Source organism: Motiliproteus sediminis, assembly GCF_017912535.1.
GTDB classification, from domain to species: Bacteria; Pseudomonadota; Gammaproteobacteria; order Pseudomonadales; family Balneatricaceae; genus Motiliproteus; species Motiliproteus sediminis.
The window spans coordinates 55,112-70,725 of the sequence record NZ_JAERQK010000010.1 but is presented as its reverse complement, the minus strand read 5'-3'; the positions used below and the strand labels follow the sequence as shown (position 1 = coordinate 70,725).

General features: G+C 59.3%; 15 protein-coding genes. 11 read left to right on the top strand and 4 right to left on the bottom strand.

All coding sequences use genetic code 11. The annotated features are described in order from the left end of the window. The first annotated feature begins 23 nt into the window (after positions 1-23). The 8 genes from proV (at position 24) to JJQ76_RS15180 (ending at position 6,499) form a co-directional block, all read left to right on the top strand. Entirely contained in the window at positions 24-1,220 is a 1,197-nt protein-coding gene (proV, locus tag JJQ76_RS15215; RefSeq protein WP_210397746.1) for a glycine betaine/L-proline ABC transporter ATP-binding protein ProV, read from the top strand. Continuing rightward, a complete protein-coding gene (gene proW / locus JJQ76_RS15210; RefSeq protein ID WP_210397744.1) occupies positions 1,217-2,365 on the top strand; it encodes a glycine betaine/L-proline ABC transporter permease ProW in 1,149 nt (382 codons plus the stop codon). Before proV ends, proW begins: the two co-directional genes overlap by 4 nt. 3 nt (positions 2,366-2,368) lie before the next feature. Next, the gene (gene proX / locus JJQ76_RS15205) at positions 2,369-3,358 is read left to right on the top strand and encodes a glycine betaine/L-proline ABC transporter substrate-binding protein ProX (protein WP_210397743.1); all 990 of its coding nucleotides are present in this window, start codon (positions 2,369-2,371) and stop codon (positions 3,356-3,358) included. Positions 3,359-3,455: 97 nt separating this feature from the next. After that, a complete protein-coding gene (locus JJQ76_RS15200) occupies positions 3,456-3,941 on the top strand; it encodes a MarR family winged helix-turn-helix transcriptional regulator (protein ID WP_210397741.1) in 486 nt (161 codons plus the stop codon). A 128-nt stretch (positions 3,942-4,069) separates the two neighbouring features. Continuing rightward, the gene (locus JJQ76_RS15195) at positions 4,070-5,212 is read left to right on the top strand and encodes a histidine decarboxylase (protein WP_210397739.1); all 1,143 of its coding nucleotides are present in this window, start codon (positions 4,070-4,072) and stop codon (positions 5,210-5,212) included. Continuing rightward, complete coding sequence (locus JJQ76_RS15190) at positions 5,212-5,604, top strand: ACT domain-containing protein (RefSeq protein WP_210397737.1); 393 nt, start codon at positions 5,212-5,214, stop codon at positions 5,602-5,604. Before JJQ76_RS15195 ends, JJQ76_RS15190 begins: the two co-directional genes overlap by 1 nt. A 269-nt stretch (positions 5,605-5,873) precedes the next feature. Beyond that, complete coding sequence (locus tag JJQ76_RS15185) at positions 5,874-6,083, top strand: cold-shock protein (protein WP_246480946.1); 210 nt, start codon at positions 5,874-5,876, stop codon at positions 6,081-6,083. A 197-nt stretch (positions 6,084-6,280) separates the two neighbouring features. Next, positions 6,281-6,499, top strand: a complete 219-nt coding sequence (locus JJQ76_RS15180; RefSeq protein ID WP_210397735.1) for a hypothetical protein — start codon at positions 6,281-6,283, stop codon at positions 6,497-6,499. Here the strand turns inward: JJQ76_RS15180 and JJQ76_RS15175 are convergent. The 4 genes from JJQ76_RS15175 to JJQ76_RS15160 form a co-directional block, all read right to left on the bottom strand. Then, positions 6,496-7,215: an SIMPL domain-containing protein gene (locus tag JJQ76_RS15175; protein ID WP_210397734.1), complete on the bottom strand. Its 720-nt coding sequence runs from the start codon at positions 7,213-7,215 to the stop codon at positions 6,496-6,498. The two genes, JJQ76_RS15180 and JJQ76_RS15175, sit on opposite strands and share 4 nt — an antisense overlap. 74 nt (positions 7,216-7,289) lie before the next feature. Continuing rightward, positions 7,290-7,754, bottom strand: a complete 465-nt coding sequence (locus JJQ76_RS15170) for an SLATT domain-containing protein (protein WP_210397732.1) — start codon at positions 7,752-7,754, stop codon at positions 7,290-7,292. A gap of 83 nt (positions 7,755-7,837) precedes the next feature. Continuing rightward, on the bottom strand, positions 7,838-9,607 hold the full coding sequence (locus JJQ76_RS18280) for a sensor domain-containing diguanylate cyclase (protein WP_210397730.1): 1,770 nt from the start codon (positions 9,605-9,607) through the stop codon (positions 7,838-7,840). A gap of 81 nt (positions 9,608-9,688) precedes the next feature. Then, positions 9,689-11,650 (bottom strand): acetoacetate--CoA ligase, encoded by a 1,962-nt coding sequence (locus tag JJQ76_RS15160; protein WP_210397728.1) that lies wholly within the window; start codon positions 11,648-11,650, stop codon positions 9,689-9,691. Positions 11,651-11,882: 232 nt separating this feature from the next. Between JJQ76_RS15160 and JJQ76_RS15155 the strand changes: the two genes are divergently transcribed. From JJQ76_RS15155 to JJQ76_RS15145, 3 genes are all read left to right on the top strand, one after another. Continuing rightward, positions 11,883-13,049 carry an isovaleryl-CoA dehydrogenase gene (locus JJQ76_RS15155; RefSeq protein WP_210397727.1) on the top strand — a complete coding sequence of 389 codons (1,167 nt, stop codon included), beginning with the start codon at positions 11,883-11,885 and terminating at the stop codon, positions 13,047-13,049. A gap of 82 nt (positions 13,050-13,131) precedes the next feature. Then, positions 13,132-14,739, top strand: a complete 1,608-nt coding sequence (locus tag JJQ76_RS15150) for a carboxyl transferase domain-containing protein (RefSeq protein WP_210397725.1) — start codon at positions 13,132-13,134, stop codon at positions 14,737-14,739. A gap of 10 nt (positions 14,740-14,749) precedes the next feature. After that, the gene (locus JJQ76_RS15145) at positions 14,750-15,559 is read left to right on the top strand and encodes an enoyl-CoA hydratase/isomerase family protein (protein ID WP_210397724.1); all 810 of its coding nucleotides are present in this window, start codon (positions 14,750-14,752) and stop codon (positions 15,557-15,559) included. Positions 15,560-15,614 lie beyond the last annotated feature (55 nt).

The following is a 15,614-nucleotide window of genomic DNA, read 5'->3' as shown; positions in this document are numbered from 1 at the left end:
AGCTGCAACGGGAACCGCCGTTAATGAGTACCAAGCTTAGGGTCAAACACCTTTTCAAAGTGTTTGGAGACTCCCCCGATGACGCATTCAAACTGCTGGATCAGGGGCTCGATAAAGACCAGATATTTGAACAGACCGGACTTACCATTGGCGTTCAGGACGTCAGCTTCGATATCCGGGAAGGTGAAATTTTTGTGGTGATGGGGCTCTCGGGGTCCGGCAAATCCACCCTGGTGCGACTGCTGAACCGCCTCATTGAGCCGACCCGCGGTGAAGTCTGGATCGACGGCGACAACGTCGCGGCAATGGATGAAACCCAACTGCGCGATGTGCGGCGAAACAAGATCAGTATGGTATTTCAGTCATTCGCCCTGATGCCGCACATGAACATCATCGACAATACCGCCTTTGGCCTGGAGCTCTGCGGAGCCAGCAAGGAGGACCGCTACCAGCGGGCGATGGAGGCGTTACGCCAGGTCGGCCTCGACAGCTGGGCCGAATCCTATCCCGACGAATTGTCCGGCGGGATGCAGCAGCGGGTCGGGCTGGCCCGGGCACTCACCAACGACCCCGCCATTCTGTTGATGGACGAAGCGTTTTCCGCCCTTGATCCACTGATTCGTACCGAAATGCAGGATGAGCTGCTGCGGCTGCAGGCCGAGCACCAACGCACGGTGGTGTTCATTTCGCACGATCTGGACGAAGCGATGCGGATCGGTGACCGCATCGCCATCATGCAAAACGGACGTGTTGTGCAGGTAGGCGCCCCGGACGAGATTCTCAACAACCCCGCCAATGACTACGTCCGCTCCTTCTTCAAGGGGGTTGATATCACCAATGTGTATTCAGCCCGTGAAGTAGCGCAGAAAAAGCAAGCGACACTGATCAAGAAGGATTCTCAGGACGGTCTGCGCAGCGGCTTGAAGCTGCTGGAAGACAGCGATCGTGACTTCGGTTACGTGGTCGATAGAAGCAATCGCTTTGTGGGCACCGTTTCAGTTGACTCGCTCAAGCAGGTATTGAACAACGGCCAGCGCCTCGACGATGCCCTGCTGGACAACCCGCTCCCGCTCCACTGCGATACGCCCATCGGCGAACTGATCGGCACTGTAGCCCAGGCCCCCTGCAGTGTGCCGGTAGTGGACGACAACCAGATCTATCTGGGCGTCATCAGCAAAGCACTGCTGCTGGAAGCCCTGGACCGTGAGGTATCCGCATGAGCGAAAACAACCCCTGGGCCACCACCGAAGCGCCCGCCGAACCGGCTCCGGCCAACCCCTGGTCGACCACAGAAGCCCCCGCCGACAACAGCGCCAACCCCTGGGGTGCCGCTGGCCAAGCCGGCGCTGGCAACGATGCGGGCAGTGCTAACGGCGGTTCCCATTGGCTCCAGAATGACAACCCGGTAGCGGAAGCCGGCAACTCCCTGAGCGACCCATTCGCCCAGCCGTGGTTTCCCATCGAAGAGGGGGTCGAGCAGTTTATCGCCTGGTTCGTACCTCTTTTCCGCCCCTTCTTTACTGCTATCAAAACGCCGATCGATGCCACCCTGACAGCTATCGAAGCCACCCTGTCAGCGGTCCACCCGCTGCTGTTCATCGTTCTGGTCGGCCTGCTGGCCTGGCAGATGGCGGGGCGCCGACTGGGTATCGCCACCGCCATCAGTTTTACCGTACTCGGCGCTATCGGGGTGTGGCAGGAATCGATGATCACCCTGTCGCTGGTACTGACCTCGGTGTTTTTCTGCACCCTGATCGGCATTCCCACCGGAATCTGGATGGCCCGCAGTGAAACCGCCAATCATCTGGTTCGCCCGGTGCTGGACGCCATGCAAACCACCCCGGCGTTCGTGTATCTGGTACCTATCGTCATGCTGTTCGGTATCGGTAACGTTCCGGGTGTGGTGGTCACCATCATCTTTGCCGTTCCGCCGGTTATCCGCCTGACCAACCTCGGCATCCGCCAGGTCCCCGCCAACCTCATCGAAGCCGCCCACTCGTTTGGCGCCAGCCGCTCTCAGCTGTTGTTCAAAGTGCAGCTCCCCCTGGCGATGCCGACCATCATGGCCGGGGTGAACCAAACCCTGATGCTCGCGCTGTCGATGGTGGTTATCGCCTCCATGATCGCCGTGGGCGGCTTGGGTCTGATGGTAATGCGCGGCATCGGTCGGTTGGATATCGGCCTGGCCACCTTGGGCGGCATCGGCATTGTCATTCTCGCCATCATTCTCGACCGCATGACCCAATCGCTGGGTCGTGACGCCCGTGAACGCGGTACACGCAACTGGTACGACAGCGGCCCCGCGGCCCTGTTCGTCCGGCTGTTTGCCGGCAAAGATAAAAACTCATCGCAAGCAAAGGGATAAACCATGCTCACTAAGAAGACCTGGATAGCCTCAATTGCCGCCCTCACCCTGACCGGCAGCGCCGTTGCGGCGGAGATGCCCGGCAAGGGCGTTACCGTGCAGCCGGTACAGAGCCCTATCGCCGAAGAAACCTTTCAGACGATGGTGCTGAGTAAAGCGCTGGAGGAGCTCGGCTACGACGTTAAGCCGATACAAGAAGTTGATTACAGCGCCGGCTACACCTCTATCGCCAATGGCGATGCGACCTTTATGGCAACCAACTGGTACCCGCTGCATAACAGCATGTACAAAAATGCCGGCGGTGACGACAAGTTCTACCGCGCCGGCCACTACATCGAGGGCGCCGCACAGGGTTACCTGATCGACAAGAAGACCGCCGACAAGTACAACATCACCAACGTCGGGGACTTTGCCAAACCCGAGATCGCCAAGCTGTTCGACACCAATGGCGACGGCAAGGCAGACCTGACGGGCTGCCAGGCTGGTTGGGGCTGCGAGGGTGTCATCGAACACCAACTGGATGCCTTTAAACTGCGCGACACCGTGCACCACAACCAGGGCCAGTACGCGGCCATCATCGCCGACACCATCTCGCGCTACAAAGCGGGTGAATCGGTGTTCTACTACACCTGGACCCCCTACTGGGTATCCGGGCAGCTGGTTCCGGGCCGAGATGTGGTCTGGCTGGAAGTTCCCTTTTCTGCCAACCCCAACGGCACCGACACCAAGCTGTCTAACGGCAAAAACTACGGTTTCGACATCAACAGCGAGCGTATCGTTGCCAACAAGGCGTTTGCCGAGGCCAACCCCGCAGCGGCCAAGCTGTTCGAAGTGGCCAAGCTGCCAATCAACGATGTCAGTGCGGAAAACATGATGATCGCTGCCGGCGAAGACAGCCAGAAGGATATCGAACGTCACGCCGAGCAATGGATCAAGGCCAACCGCAAGCTGGTCGATGGTTGGCTGGACGCCGCCCGCAAGGCCGCCATGTAAACGCCGTCAGGGCTAGCCGACACAGCAGCTAACCGTAGGCGAAATCACCGAGCGGGGCTATAATCCCCGCTCGTTTCACCGCATTGTGCGTTACTCCATGACCGAAAATAACTACTGGCAGGACGTTCTGGTGTCCCTGCGCCGCATCATTCGAGCCACCGACCTGCAATCAAAGCGGATCTTCAAGGCATGCGGACTGACCATTCCCCAGGTGATGGTGCTGCGTGCCATCGAAACCCTCGGTGATGTCACGGTTAAACGGATCTCGGCTGATGTCTCGCTCAGCCAGGCCACGGTCACCACCATCCTCAACCGGCTGGAAGATCGGCAACTGGTGGAGCGGGTCCGCAGCCAGGTGGACAAGCGCGTCGTCAATGCACGCTTGACCGAACTAGGTCGCGAAACCCTCAACACCGCCCCGCCACTGTTGCACGAACAGTTTATCGAGCGCTTTGAATCGCTGGAGGACTGGGAAAAAACCCAGGTACTGTCGGCGCTGCAGCGGGTCGCCACCATGATGGACGCCGAATCCCTCGACGCCGCGCCGCTGCTGGATATTGGCGCCCCCGACCACTCCCGCTAGACTCTTTCAGCACCGTTGCAACGAGGGCTCGCCCTGGTTGATCATTATTTTCACCGAGCGGCTATTTTGTTTAACATGGAGCATCAGGCTCTACGACCCCAATAACAACAATGGCTGTGAACACCACCATGACAACCACACCCCAGCTCCTCAGCGCGGACGACCAGCTCCGGCTGGATCAGTTTCTCGATCAGGCCCGTGCAGAAGCTCACCGCTACCTTGGCTATCCCGCTGCCAAGGATCTCGATTACCAACTGCTGCAGGCCTGCCTGGGCCTGCCACTAAACAATATTGGCGACCCCTTTGCGGTCGGTACCTGGAAGGTGGACAGCCACAGCTTCGAGCGTGAGGTGCTGGCCTTTTTCGCCGGCCTGCTGCGTGCCCCCGCCGATGCCTGGTGGGGCTACGTCACCAACGGAGGCACCGAAGGTAACCTCTACGGCCTGTATCTGGCACGGGAGCTTTACCCCAACGGCATCGTTTACTTCTCCCAGGACACCCACTACAGCGTCAGCAAGAACGTACACTTCCTCAACATGCGCCACATCATGATCCGCTCACAGGGCAACGGCGAGATCGACTACGAGGACTTGAACGAGACCCTGAAGATTCACCGCGACGTGCCACCTATCATCTTCGCCAACATCGGCACCACCATGACCGAGGCCAAGGACGACATCAGCCGCATCCAGACGATGATGAAACAGCTGGCCATTCCCAACTACTACATTCACAGTGATGCCGCGCTGGCGGGCGCCATCGCGCCCTTCCTGGATCCCCGCCCGCCGTTTGACTTTGCCGACGGAGCCGACAGTATCTCCATCAGCGGCCACAAATTTCTCGGCTCGCCGATCCCCTGCGGTATCGTGCTGGCGCGCAAAGCCCACGTCGATCGGATCGCTCGCTCCATTGCCTACATCGGCAATCTGGATACCACCGTCACCGGCTCCCGCAACGGTCTGACACCGCTGATTTTGTGGCAGAAGATCAAAAGCCTCGGCATCGACGGGCTGCGCCAGCGAGTGGAACAGTCGCTGGCGCTAACCGCGCACGCGGAGCAGCGTTTGCGCAGCGCTGGCATCGCTGTTTGGCGCAATCCGGGGGCGATTACGCTGGTATTCCCTTCACCGTCCCAGGCGCTGATCGAGCGCTGGCAACTGGCCTCCAGCCAGGGGATCTCCCACATGATTCTGGTACCCGGTATCGACATGGACCAGGTGGACCAGTTTATCGATGAACTGGTCGCCGAAACCGCCAAGGAGAACTGCTGATGAAACAGCTGACCGTCGTAGACACCAACCGCCCCGGTCTGCTGGCCGACGTGACCGAGCTCCTCAGTCGCCACCAGATCGATATCCGCTCATTCGACACCCTGCTGGACGGTGATCAGGTGTATATCAAACTGATGCTGTCCGATGTCGACCAGGGACTGGCGGTGCTCACCGAAGGCGGTTTTCAGGCCATTTCCGAAGACAGTGTATTGATTCGCATCGTCGACCAGCCGGGGGCGCTGGCGCAAATTGCACGCACCCTGGCCGACCACGGCGTCGATATCCGGGCGCTGACCCTGGTCCAGCAGGGCGAAGGATTCTGGTCGGTGGCGGTCAGCAGCAGCGACAATGTCCGGGTACGAACCCTCTTTGCCGACAGCCTTATCGCCTGAGCAGCGCGGCTACAGCGGGTTTGGGCCCGGCTGCGACCGCCGCCGCCGGCATTGATCAAAAATAAACCAAAATAAAGGTTGTGCAGCCGACTTAAGCCGCGTAGGCTGCATCTCGTTGTGTATTATTAATCGCATCCAGAGTTTTTGTAGATCGTTCCTTCCGAGTTACCTTCTGCTCCACCCCGCCTGCCTTTCCTGATACCAATTGCCGCGCTGCGCCGCTACGGGTGCCCCCGGTATTTTCCTTTAAAAAAATGAGTAAAGAACACATGTCAAATATTCAATCCGGAACTGTCAAATGGTTTAACGATGATAAAGGCTTCGGCTTTATCGAACGCGAGAGCGGCAAGGACCTGTTTGTACACTTCCGTTCCATAGTCGGTGAAGGTCACAAGAGCCTGAGCGAAGGCCAGGCTGTCAGCTTCATCGAGATCGCCGGCCAGAAAGGCCCCCAGGCTGATCAGGTAACCCCGCTGTAAAGCGCCGGATACCCCCGAGCGGCGCGCCTGCGCGCCGCTCCTCCTTGTAAGCCCTACCGCAACACCTGCCTTTCTCTGCCGTCTCCCAAACTGCTCAGCTAGTCCCCTCTGTTGTAACCGCTCACAAGATCCTGATTTCACGACTGCTGCCGCGACACCTGTTTGCTCGCGTCACCCCGAATAAGAGTTACTGCTACATGATTGAACTGAACGACGAACTACGCCTGATTCGGCATCAGGTTCGTGACCAGGAAACCTGGATATGCCAACAGCGCTGCCCGGAAAACACCTGGAAGAACCGACCCTTATGGAAGCCGATCACAGCGCCGCTTAACGCCGATGCGCTGGCCGCCTGGTTGGCACGCAACGCACTGAGCACACCGGCCGGGTTGCATACCAGCGGACTGCTCGCTTAATCGGACAAATAATACTCGACCGTCGACACCACCCGCACCCGCTTGATGTGCGGGGTGTTGCTGTCCCGCGGCTGGATCACAAACTGGCCCTGTGACGCTTTGCGGATCTTGCCCAGATCACTGTCGGAATCGGCGGCAAACTTGACCGCGACCTCACGCGCATTGCGCGTGGCCTCTTCGATCATCGCCGGCTTGATCTCATTGAGCCGGGTAAACAGATACTCGGTCTGGGTCTGATAACCGTCGCCAGCCAGCACAATACCCTGCTTGCCAAGTTCAGATAGCCCGGTCATCAGCTCACGCATGCGAGCTACCTTGGTCGACAGCACGGTCACCGTCTGCACCCCGGTGTAACGGAAAGGTGACGGCGGTCCACCACCGTACTGCTGGGCGGACTTGTCGGTAATCAAGGGCACCGACAGGCTGATCTCCTCCTCATGAACACCATGCAGCAGCAGATACGCACGGATCTTGCCGGCACCTTCGTCCAGTGCCGCGTACAGTTTACCAAGATCATTGGAGGCCTCGTTAAACTGAATCGGCCAGATCACCCGATCAGCGGGGTACTCACGCTCGGCCAGGCCTTTTACCGTTACCGTGCGTTCGAACGCCTTGAAACGAATGGCCGCATCGCTCAGCAGATACCCCAATAGGCCAAGCCCGGCCACGAGGCTAACGCCGATGATCCATGCGGTACGAACCTGCCCTGCTTGCATTGAACTCTCCTTACCGTTGATCACCCCAACGATCAGACTTGGTTGTGGTCACGCAAATCTGATCACCAGCGGGATCAGCGGCGATGTTGATCCGGCCGATAGCGCGCCAAGATACGGTGCGGAATCTCCGGGCACTCGGTGGCGAGACTGTCCATGCGGGTCTTGATCTGATGTACCCGTTCGAAAGCCTGCTCACCCAAAATATTCAACTGACACTCGACCTCTTCCAGATCACGACGAATGCCACCATAACGGGCCCCGGCAATGCGGTGGCGTTCGGCCCGCTGGGAGTATTTGAGAAAGGTCTGCAGTCCGGCCAACACCGCGATACAAAGGCTGATTACACCGCCGACGGTTTCCGGCATATACCCCAGCACTTCGGTACCGCCGGTAAAGGCCGACAGCACGATTACCGGGATCCCCAACCCCAGGAAAAAGCGCTCGTAATAGAGACCGGAATCGTAGTGGGCATCCTGCACCTGCTGGGCTCGCCTGTGCCAGTCGCTGATCAGGTGTTCAAGATCGTGCTCGCCGTTCATGCTCGCGTCTCCTTTGCTCCGGAACGAAACCGTATCGCCAGAACAAAGCATAGATCAGCACGCCAGCATCAAGCGGCGAAACCTCAGGGCTCCAGCAGCAGTTCCCGCTGGGCGTGACGGACACAGTTTCTGCCGCCATCCTTGGCCTCGTAGAGGGCGCCATCGGCCGATTCAATCATCGCCTCATAGGTGGTGAAGTCCGCCAACGGGAAGGTGGCGATACCGATGCTGATGGTGACCTGCAAGCCATCGACCAGCGTCGATTCCACCTGCTGGCGCAGTCGTTCTCCCAACACCAGAGAGCCATCATGCCCGGTATCGGGAAGAATAATCAGGAACTCTTCACCGCCGTAGCGGCAGGGGAAATCCACCGCGCGAACCACGTCGCGCATGGTCTGGCCGATCGACTGCAGTACCCGGTCTCCCTGATCATGGCCATGGGTATCGTTGAATTTCTTGAAGTGATCAACGTCGAACATCAGCACGGACAGCGGATGGCCATAGCGTCGCGCGCGCGCCAGCTCGGATTCGAGGGTTTTGTTGAGGAAGCGGCGATTGTAAAGGTCGGTAAGGCCATCGGTAGTGGAGATCCGGATCAGTTGCTGCTCAAAGCGCTTCTCTTCGGTAATGTCGCGAATCAACGCTGAAGAACCGCTCAGATGACCGTCATCGGAGTATATCCGCGCCACCTTGACGCTCAGGATCCGGTCGTTGTACTCCAGCTCAATCGGGTCATCGCTGTCATCGTTGAGATAACCGAGCATCGCTTCATCGTCGTCGAAGATATGCAGGAAGCCTTCGCTGGCTATCTGTGAGCCGGTTTTACCCAAGAACTCCTGCACCGACGGGTTGGTCAGCACCACCTCCCCCTGGCTATTGGTCACCACGATCCCTTCGCGCGCGCTGAGAATAATAGTGTTGAGTTTGTCCTGCTCACTCTCCAGCCCCACGTAAGTGGTCTTGAGCTCCGAGGTCATGGCGTTGAAGCTGCTTGCCATGCTGCTAATCTCATCCTGGCCCAAAATGGGCACCGCCTGATCAAGGTTACCCTTGGCGGCATGCACCATCGCATCGGTCACACTGCGTATCGGCCTGACCACCGTGCGTATCACAAACAGGGTGGTGACAAACAGAATCCCCGCCAGCATCAACACACTGACGATCAGCGCGTTACGCTGGGACTTCTCGATCGCCCGCTCCACCGAATCCAACGAGGTGGTCAGCTTGACGTAACCCCGAGCGCGTTCGTCGATACCGTGACAGCGACTGCACTGCTTGGTCGGCATAATCGGCGCGACAAAAACCAGTTGCCCCACGCCATCGTCACCGGTGGTATAGATGGGCACCATATCCTGGGTTGCAAACGCCTGCTCCAGTACCGGATCGTCGTGTTCAAAAATCTGCCGTTTATCTTCGTCATCGCGGGGGAAAAACTCTTCGTCGCCGATGCGCGCGTTAACCTTCTCAATGGTGGTGTTGTCCAGAAAGGCTTCCAAGCCGTTGGCACGGACGATCTTGAAATCAAGGATGTCCGGTACCTGCTGCAGACGGGAGGCGTAATCCTTGGCCACATCGGCGTAGCCCGCCAGCATGATCGCGTGCAACCCGGAGGTGACGCTGCGGGCCAGCTTGCCCATGGTGAGTTCGTTCTGCTCCAGAATGCTGCGCTCCTGCTGTTGGGCGTAGAACCAGATCAGGGTCAGCAAAGCGGCAATGGTGATGCCACCGTACACCAGAATAATTTTGTTGCCGATGCGTTTGAAGAACACGATAAAGTCCGAGTATTGGTCATGGGAAGCGTTGGGCCGGTCGTTATCACCCGAGGTGAAAGCAACGACGATGGGACATTTCACCACAACCGCAGGGAAAAACCACCGATCTGAATCAAAAATGGCGGCCGTAGCCGCCATTTTTTGGATCTCTTCACCGCCTGATCAACATTGCAGCTCCGGCAGGTCGCGATACAGCGCCAGCGCCTCGGGGTTGGCCAGCGCATCGGTATTCTTGACCTCCTCGCCATGAATCACCTTGCGCACCGCCAGCTCGACAATTTTGCCACTGATAGTACGCGGAATCGCCGCCACCTGAATCACCTTGGCCGGCACGTGTCGTGGTGTGGTTTCGGCGCGGATGGTCTGGCGGATCGTTTGAACCAGCGCATCGTCAAGGGATAGACCCTCGCGCAACACCACGAACAACACCACCCGCACATCGTCATCCCAGTTCTGGCCGACAGCAATGCTTTCCAGCACCCCTTCAACTTTCTCCACCTGACGGTAGATCTCGGCGGTACCGATCCGCACCCCGCCGGGATTGAGCACGGCATCGGAGCGGCCGTGGATGATCAGCCCGCCGTGTTCGGTGATCTCACCATAGTCGCCGTGAGCCCAGATATTATCGAAACGGGCAAAGTAGGCATCGTGGTATTTTTCGCCGTCGGGATCGTTCCAGAATCCCACCGGCATCGACGGGAACGGCTGGGTGCAAACCAGCTCGCCTTTTTCCTGCCGCAACGGCTGGCCGTCATCGTCGAAAATATCCACCGCCATCCCCAGCCCCAGGCACTGCAACTCACCGCGATACACCGGTTTGATCGGACAACCAAGAGCAAAGCAGGAGATGATATCAGTACCGCCCGAGATCGATGCCAGCAGCAGATCCTGTTTGATATCGCGGTAGACGTAATCAAAGCTCTCGTGCGCCAGCGGTGAACCAGTGGACAACAGCGCCCGCAGTGCTGACAGATCATGACTCGCGGCCGGTTTGACCCCGGCTTTTTCCAGCGCGGCGATATATTTGGCACTGGTGCCGAATACGGTAATGCCTTCCTGTTCGGCGATATCCCACAGCACTTCCGCTCTGGGCGCAAAAGGCGAGCCGTCAAACAGCACCAGCGTAGCACCGACCGCCAGCCCGCTGACCAGCCAGTTCCACATCATCCAGCCGCAGGTGGTGTAGTAGAACAGAACATCATCCGGCCCCAGATCGGTATGCAGTTTGTGCTCTTTAAGGTGCTGCAACAAGGTACCGCCGGCACCGTGCACGATGCACTTGGGTACCCCGGTGGTACCGGAGGAATACATCACATAGAGCGGGTGATTGAACGGCAATTGAGCAAAGTCGATCTCACTGGCCTGGCTGTCGATAAAATCATCCAGCACCACGGAGTCAGGCAGCGCCGAAAGATCGGGGGTGTCCGTGACGAACGGCACCACCACGATCCGTTCGATCGCTGGCAGATCGGCAGCAATACCCGCCACACGCGGCAGCGAGTTCAGCGTCTTGCCGTTATAGAGGTAACCATCGGTGGTAAACAGCACCTTGGGCTGGATCTGGCCAAATCGATCCAGTACCCCATTGATACCGAAATCCGGCGAACAGGAGCTCCACACGCCGCCGAGACTGGTGGTTGCCAGCATCGCCACGACGGTATCGATACAGTTGGGCATAAACCCGGCGACCCGATCGCCCGGGACGACCCCCGCGCGGCGCAGGCCGGCCGCCAGCTGCACCACCCGCTGATAGAGTTCGGCATAGCTCAGGCTCTGGCGGCGGCCATCCTCGCCGCGGAAAACCAGCGCGGTTTTGTTATCACGGCGACTGAGCAGGTTTTCAGCAAAATTCAGTCGCGCATCGGGGAACCAGCGCTGATCCTGAAACGCGCCGGGGCGCTTATCGCCATCCACCAGCATGCGCTCGCCCTTCGCCTCAGCCTTGACCTCGGCGTAGTCCCACAGCTCCGACCAGAAATCCTGCGCCTGATCGATACTCCAACCATAGAGATTGTCGTAGTTACTCAGTTGCAGACCATAGTTACCGTTTATGCGCTCCATAAACGCAACCATATTGCTGCCGGCAACACGTTCGGGGCTGGGTGACCAGAGGGGCTGAGACATAGGGTTCCTCCTGCTACTGAACGCCGCAGAAAACGGCGCCCTGTTCACTTTTGTTATTAGTTGTCGGAATGACCGCAGGTAACGTTCAAGGCTAGTTTCAAATCAACTATACGTTACCGTATTGACATTACCATACCACCAAACATACGATAGCGTATAGTCGTTAACAACAAGATAACAACGAGACCGACTCAGCCCACCTGCGCGGGTCGCTATACCGGGAGAACCAACGATGATTTCCAGCTACAAGTCCTTCAACTTCGATCTGGGCGAAACCCTCGACATGCTGCGCGAGCAGGTCAACGCCTTTGCCGCCGCCGAGATCGCCCCCCGCGCTGAACAGATCGATCACGATAATGAGTTCCCCGCTGATCTGTGGCGCAAGTTTGGCGATATGGGGCTGCTGGGTATCACCGTCAAGGAGGAGCATGGCGGTGTCGAAATGGGCTATCTGGCCCACGTGATCGCCATGCAGGAGATCAGTCGCGCGTCAGCCTCCGTGGCTCTCTCTTACGGCGCACACTCCAATCTGTGCGTGAACCAGATCCACCGCAACGGTAACGATGAGCAGCGCGCCAAGTACCTGCCCAAGCTGATCAGCGGCGAGCATATCGGCGCGTTGGCCATGTCCGAGCCCAACGCAGGCTCTGACGTGGTCAGCATGAAACTGACCGCTCGCGACAACGGCGACCACTACCTGCTCAACGGCAACAAGATGTGGATCACCAACGGCCCCGACGCCAACGTCTACGTCATCTACGCCAAGACCGATACCAGCAAGGGGCCGCACGGCATCACCGCCTTTATCGTCGAGCGTGACGCGCCCGGTTTCTCCCGCCACCAGAAGCTGGACAAACTGGGAATGCGCGGCTCCAACACCTGCGAGCTGGTATTCCAGGATTGCGTGGTTCCCAAGGAGAACATTCTGGGTGAGCTTAATGGCGGGGTAAAAGTGCTGATGAGCGGCCTGGACTACGAACGCCTGGTGCTGTCCGGCGGCCCGCTGGGAATCATGGATGCCTGCATGGACGTGGTGTTGCCCTACATCCGCGATCGCCAGCAGTTCGGCAAGCCGATTGGCCACTTCCAGCTGGTGCAGGGCAAGGTCGCCGATATGTATACCCAGATGAACGCCGCCAAGTCGTACGTCTATGCCGTGGCCCGCGCCTGTGATCGCGGCGAAACCACCCGCAAAGATGCCGCCGGTGCCATTCTTTATTCTGCCGAACTGGCGACCAAAATGGCGCTGGATGCGATCCAGCTGCTGGGTGGCAACGGCTATATCAACGAGTTCCCCACCGGCCGTCTGCTGCGCGACGCCAAGCTGTACGAGATCGGTGCCGGAACCTCCGAGATCCGCCGCATGCTGATCGGCCGCGAACTGTTTGGCGAAAGCTGAGCCGGGCAGCTATACCCCTAGCAATTCGACCGCGCGGGCCGCAGCGCCCGCGCCATAACTCCACCGAGATCAGGACACACCCATGGCAGTGCTGAACAGCAAAATAAACAGCCGCGCCCAGGACTACCTGGATCGCCAGGCAGCCATGCAGGCAGCCGTCGATGACCTGCGCGACAGGGTCGCCACCATCGAACAGGGCGGCGGACCCAGGTATCAGGAGCGCCACACCAGCCGCGGCAAACTGCTGCCGCGCGAGCGCATCAACCAGCTGCTGGATGAAGGATCCCCGTTTCTGGAACTGTCCCAGCTGGCCGCCTACAAGGTGTATGACGATGATGTACCCGCCGCCGGCCTGATCGCCGGTATCGGCCGCGTATCCGGCCAGGAATGCATGATCATCGCCAACGATGCCACGGTCAAAGGTGGCACCTACTTCCCGCTGACGGTCAAAAAGCACCTGCGCGCGCAGGCGATCGCCGAGAAAAATCACCTCCCCTGCATCTATCTGGTGGATTCCGGTGGTGCCAACCTGCCGCGCCAGGACGAAGTGTTCCCGGATCGCGACCACTTCGGCCGCATCTTCTACAATCAGGCGCGCATGTCCGCCATGGGCATTCCCCAGATCGCCGTGGTGATGGGGCTCTGTACCGCCGGTGGTGCCTACGTGCCCGCCATGGCGGACGAGTCGATCATTGTGCGCCAGCAGGGCACCATCTTCCTGGCCGGCCCGCCGCTGGTGAAAGCGGCCACCGGTGAGGAGGTCTCCGCTGAAGATCTGGGCGGTGCCGATGTGCACTGCAAGGTTTCCGGCGTGGCCGACCACTACGCCCAGAACGACCAGCACGCGCTGGAACTGGCGCGCCAGGCGGTGTCTCGTCTGAACCGCAAAAAGCGGATCGATCTGGATGTGCAGCCTTCAGTGCCGCCGTTGTATGATGCCGATGAGCTCTACGGCATCGTCGGCACCGATCTGAAAAAGCCCTTCGACGTGCGTGAAGTGATCGCCCGTATCGTTGATGGCTCAGACTTCGACGAATTCAAAAAACTCTACGGCAACACCCTGGTGACCGGCTTCGCCCGTATTCATGGCTATCCAGTCGGCATCATCGCCAACAACGGCGTGCTGTTCAGTGAATCGGCGCAGAAAGGTGCGCACTTTATCGAGCTCTGCTGCCAGCGCAAGATTCCGCTGCTGTTCCTGCAGAACATCACCGGCTTTATGGTGGGCAAAAAATACGAAGCGGAAGGGATCGCCAAGCATGGTGCCAAAATGGTCACCGCGGTCTCCTGCGCCAATGTACCCAAACTGACGGTACTGATCGGCGGCAGCTTCGGCGCCGGCAACTACGGTATGTGCGGTCGCGCCTACGACCCCAACTTCCTGTGGATGTGGCCCAACGCGCGCATCTCGGTGATGGGCGGCGAACAGGCTGCGGGCGTGCTGGCCCAGGTCAAGCGCGATGGTATTGAACGCAATGGCGGCAGCTGGAGCGCCGACGAGGAAGCCGAGTTCAAGCGCCCCACGGTGGAGATGTACGAGCGCCAGGGTCACCCCTACTACGCCAGCGCCCGTCTCTGGGATGACGGCGTCATCGACCCGGTGCAGACTCGCGAGGTGATCGCCATGGGGCTGGCCGCCGCACTCAACAAACCGATTGAAGAGACACGCTTTGGCGTGTTCCGGATGTAAGGAGGCGAGCATGACCCTGGAAACTGTCCGCTTCGACCGTGACGATCGCGGTGTCTCCACCCTGACCCTCAATCGCCCCGAGGTTCATAACGCCTTTGACGACGCCATCATCGAATCCCTGATCGCTCACCTCAAAGTGATTGCCGAGGATCCGTCGATTCGGGTATTGCTGCTGCGCTCGGAGGGCAAGAACTTTTCCGCCGGCGCCGACCTCAACTGGATGCGGCGTATGGCCGACAACAGCCACGCCGACAATCTGGTGGATGCGCGCGGTCTGGCCGAACTGATGCAGCGTCTTAACGCCCTGCCGCAGCCCACCATTGCCCGCGTTCAGGGCGCTGCCTTTGGCGGGGCCGTCGGTCTGGCTGCCTGCTGCGACATGGTAGTGGCCACCGAGGCCAGCCTGTTCTGCCTCAGCGAGGTCAAGATCGGCCTGATTCCGGCGGTGATCAGCCCCTACGTGGTGCGCGCCATCGGCGAACGTCAGGCTCGCCGCTTCTTTCTCACCGCCGAAGCATTCAGCGCCCCGACAGCACAGCAGTGGGGCCTGGTGCACGAGGTGGTTGCCAGCGACAGCGAACTCGACGACTGCTGCGACAAACTCATCAGCCGCCTGCTCAACAACGGACCGGCCGCCGTCAGCGCCGCCAAATCCCTGATCGCCGCGGTCAGCGGCCGCCACATCACCGCCGAGGTGATCGAAGACACCGCTCGACGCATCGCCGACATTCGGGTCAGCCGCGAAGGTCAGGAGGGCTTGAGTGCCTTCCTTAACAAGCGCCAGCCCGACTGGGTTCAGCCGTCAAAGAACAACAATTAGGATCGCGATCATGTTCAATAAAATACTTATCGCCAACCGTGGTGACCAGCCGCAA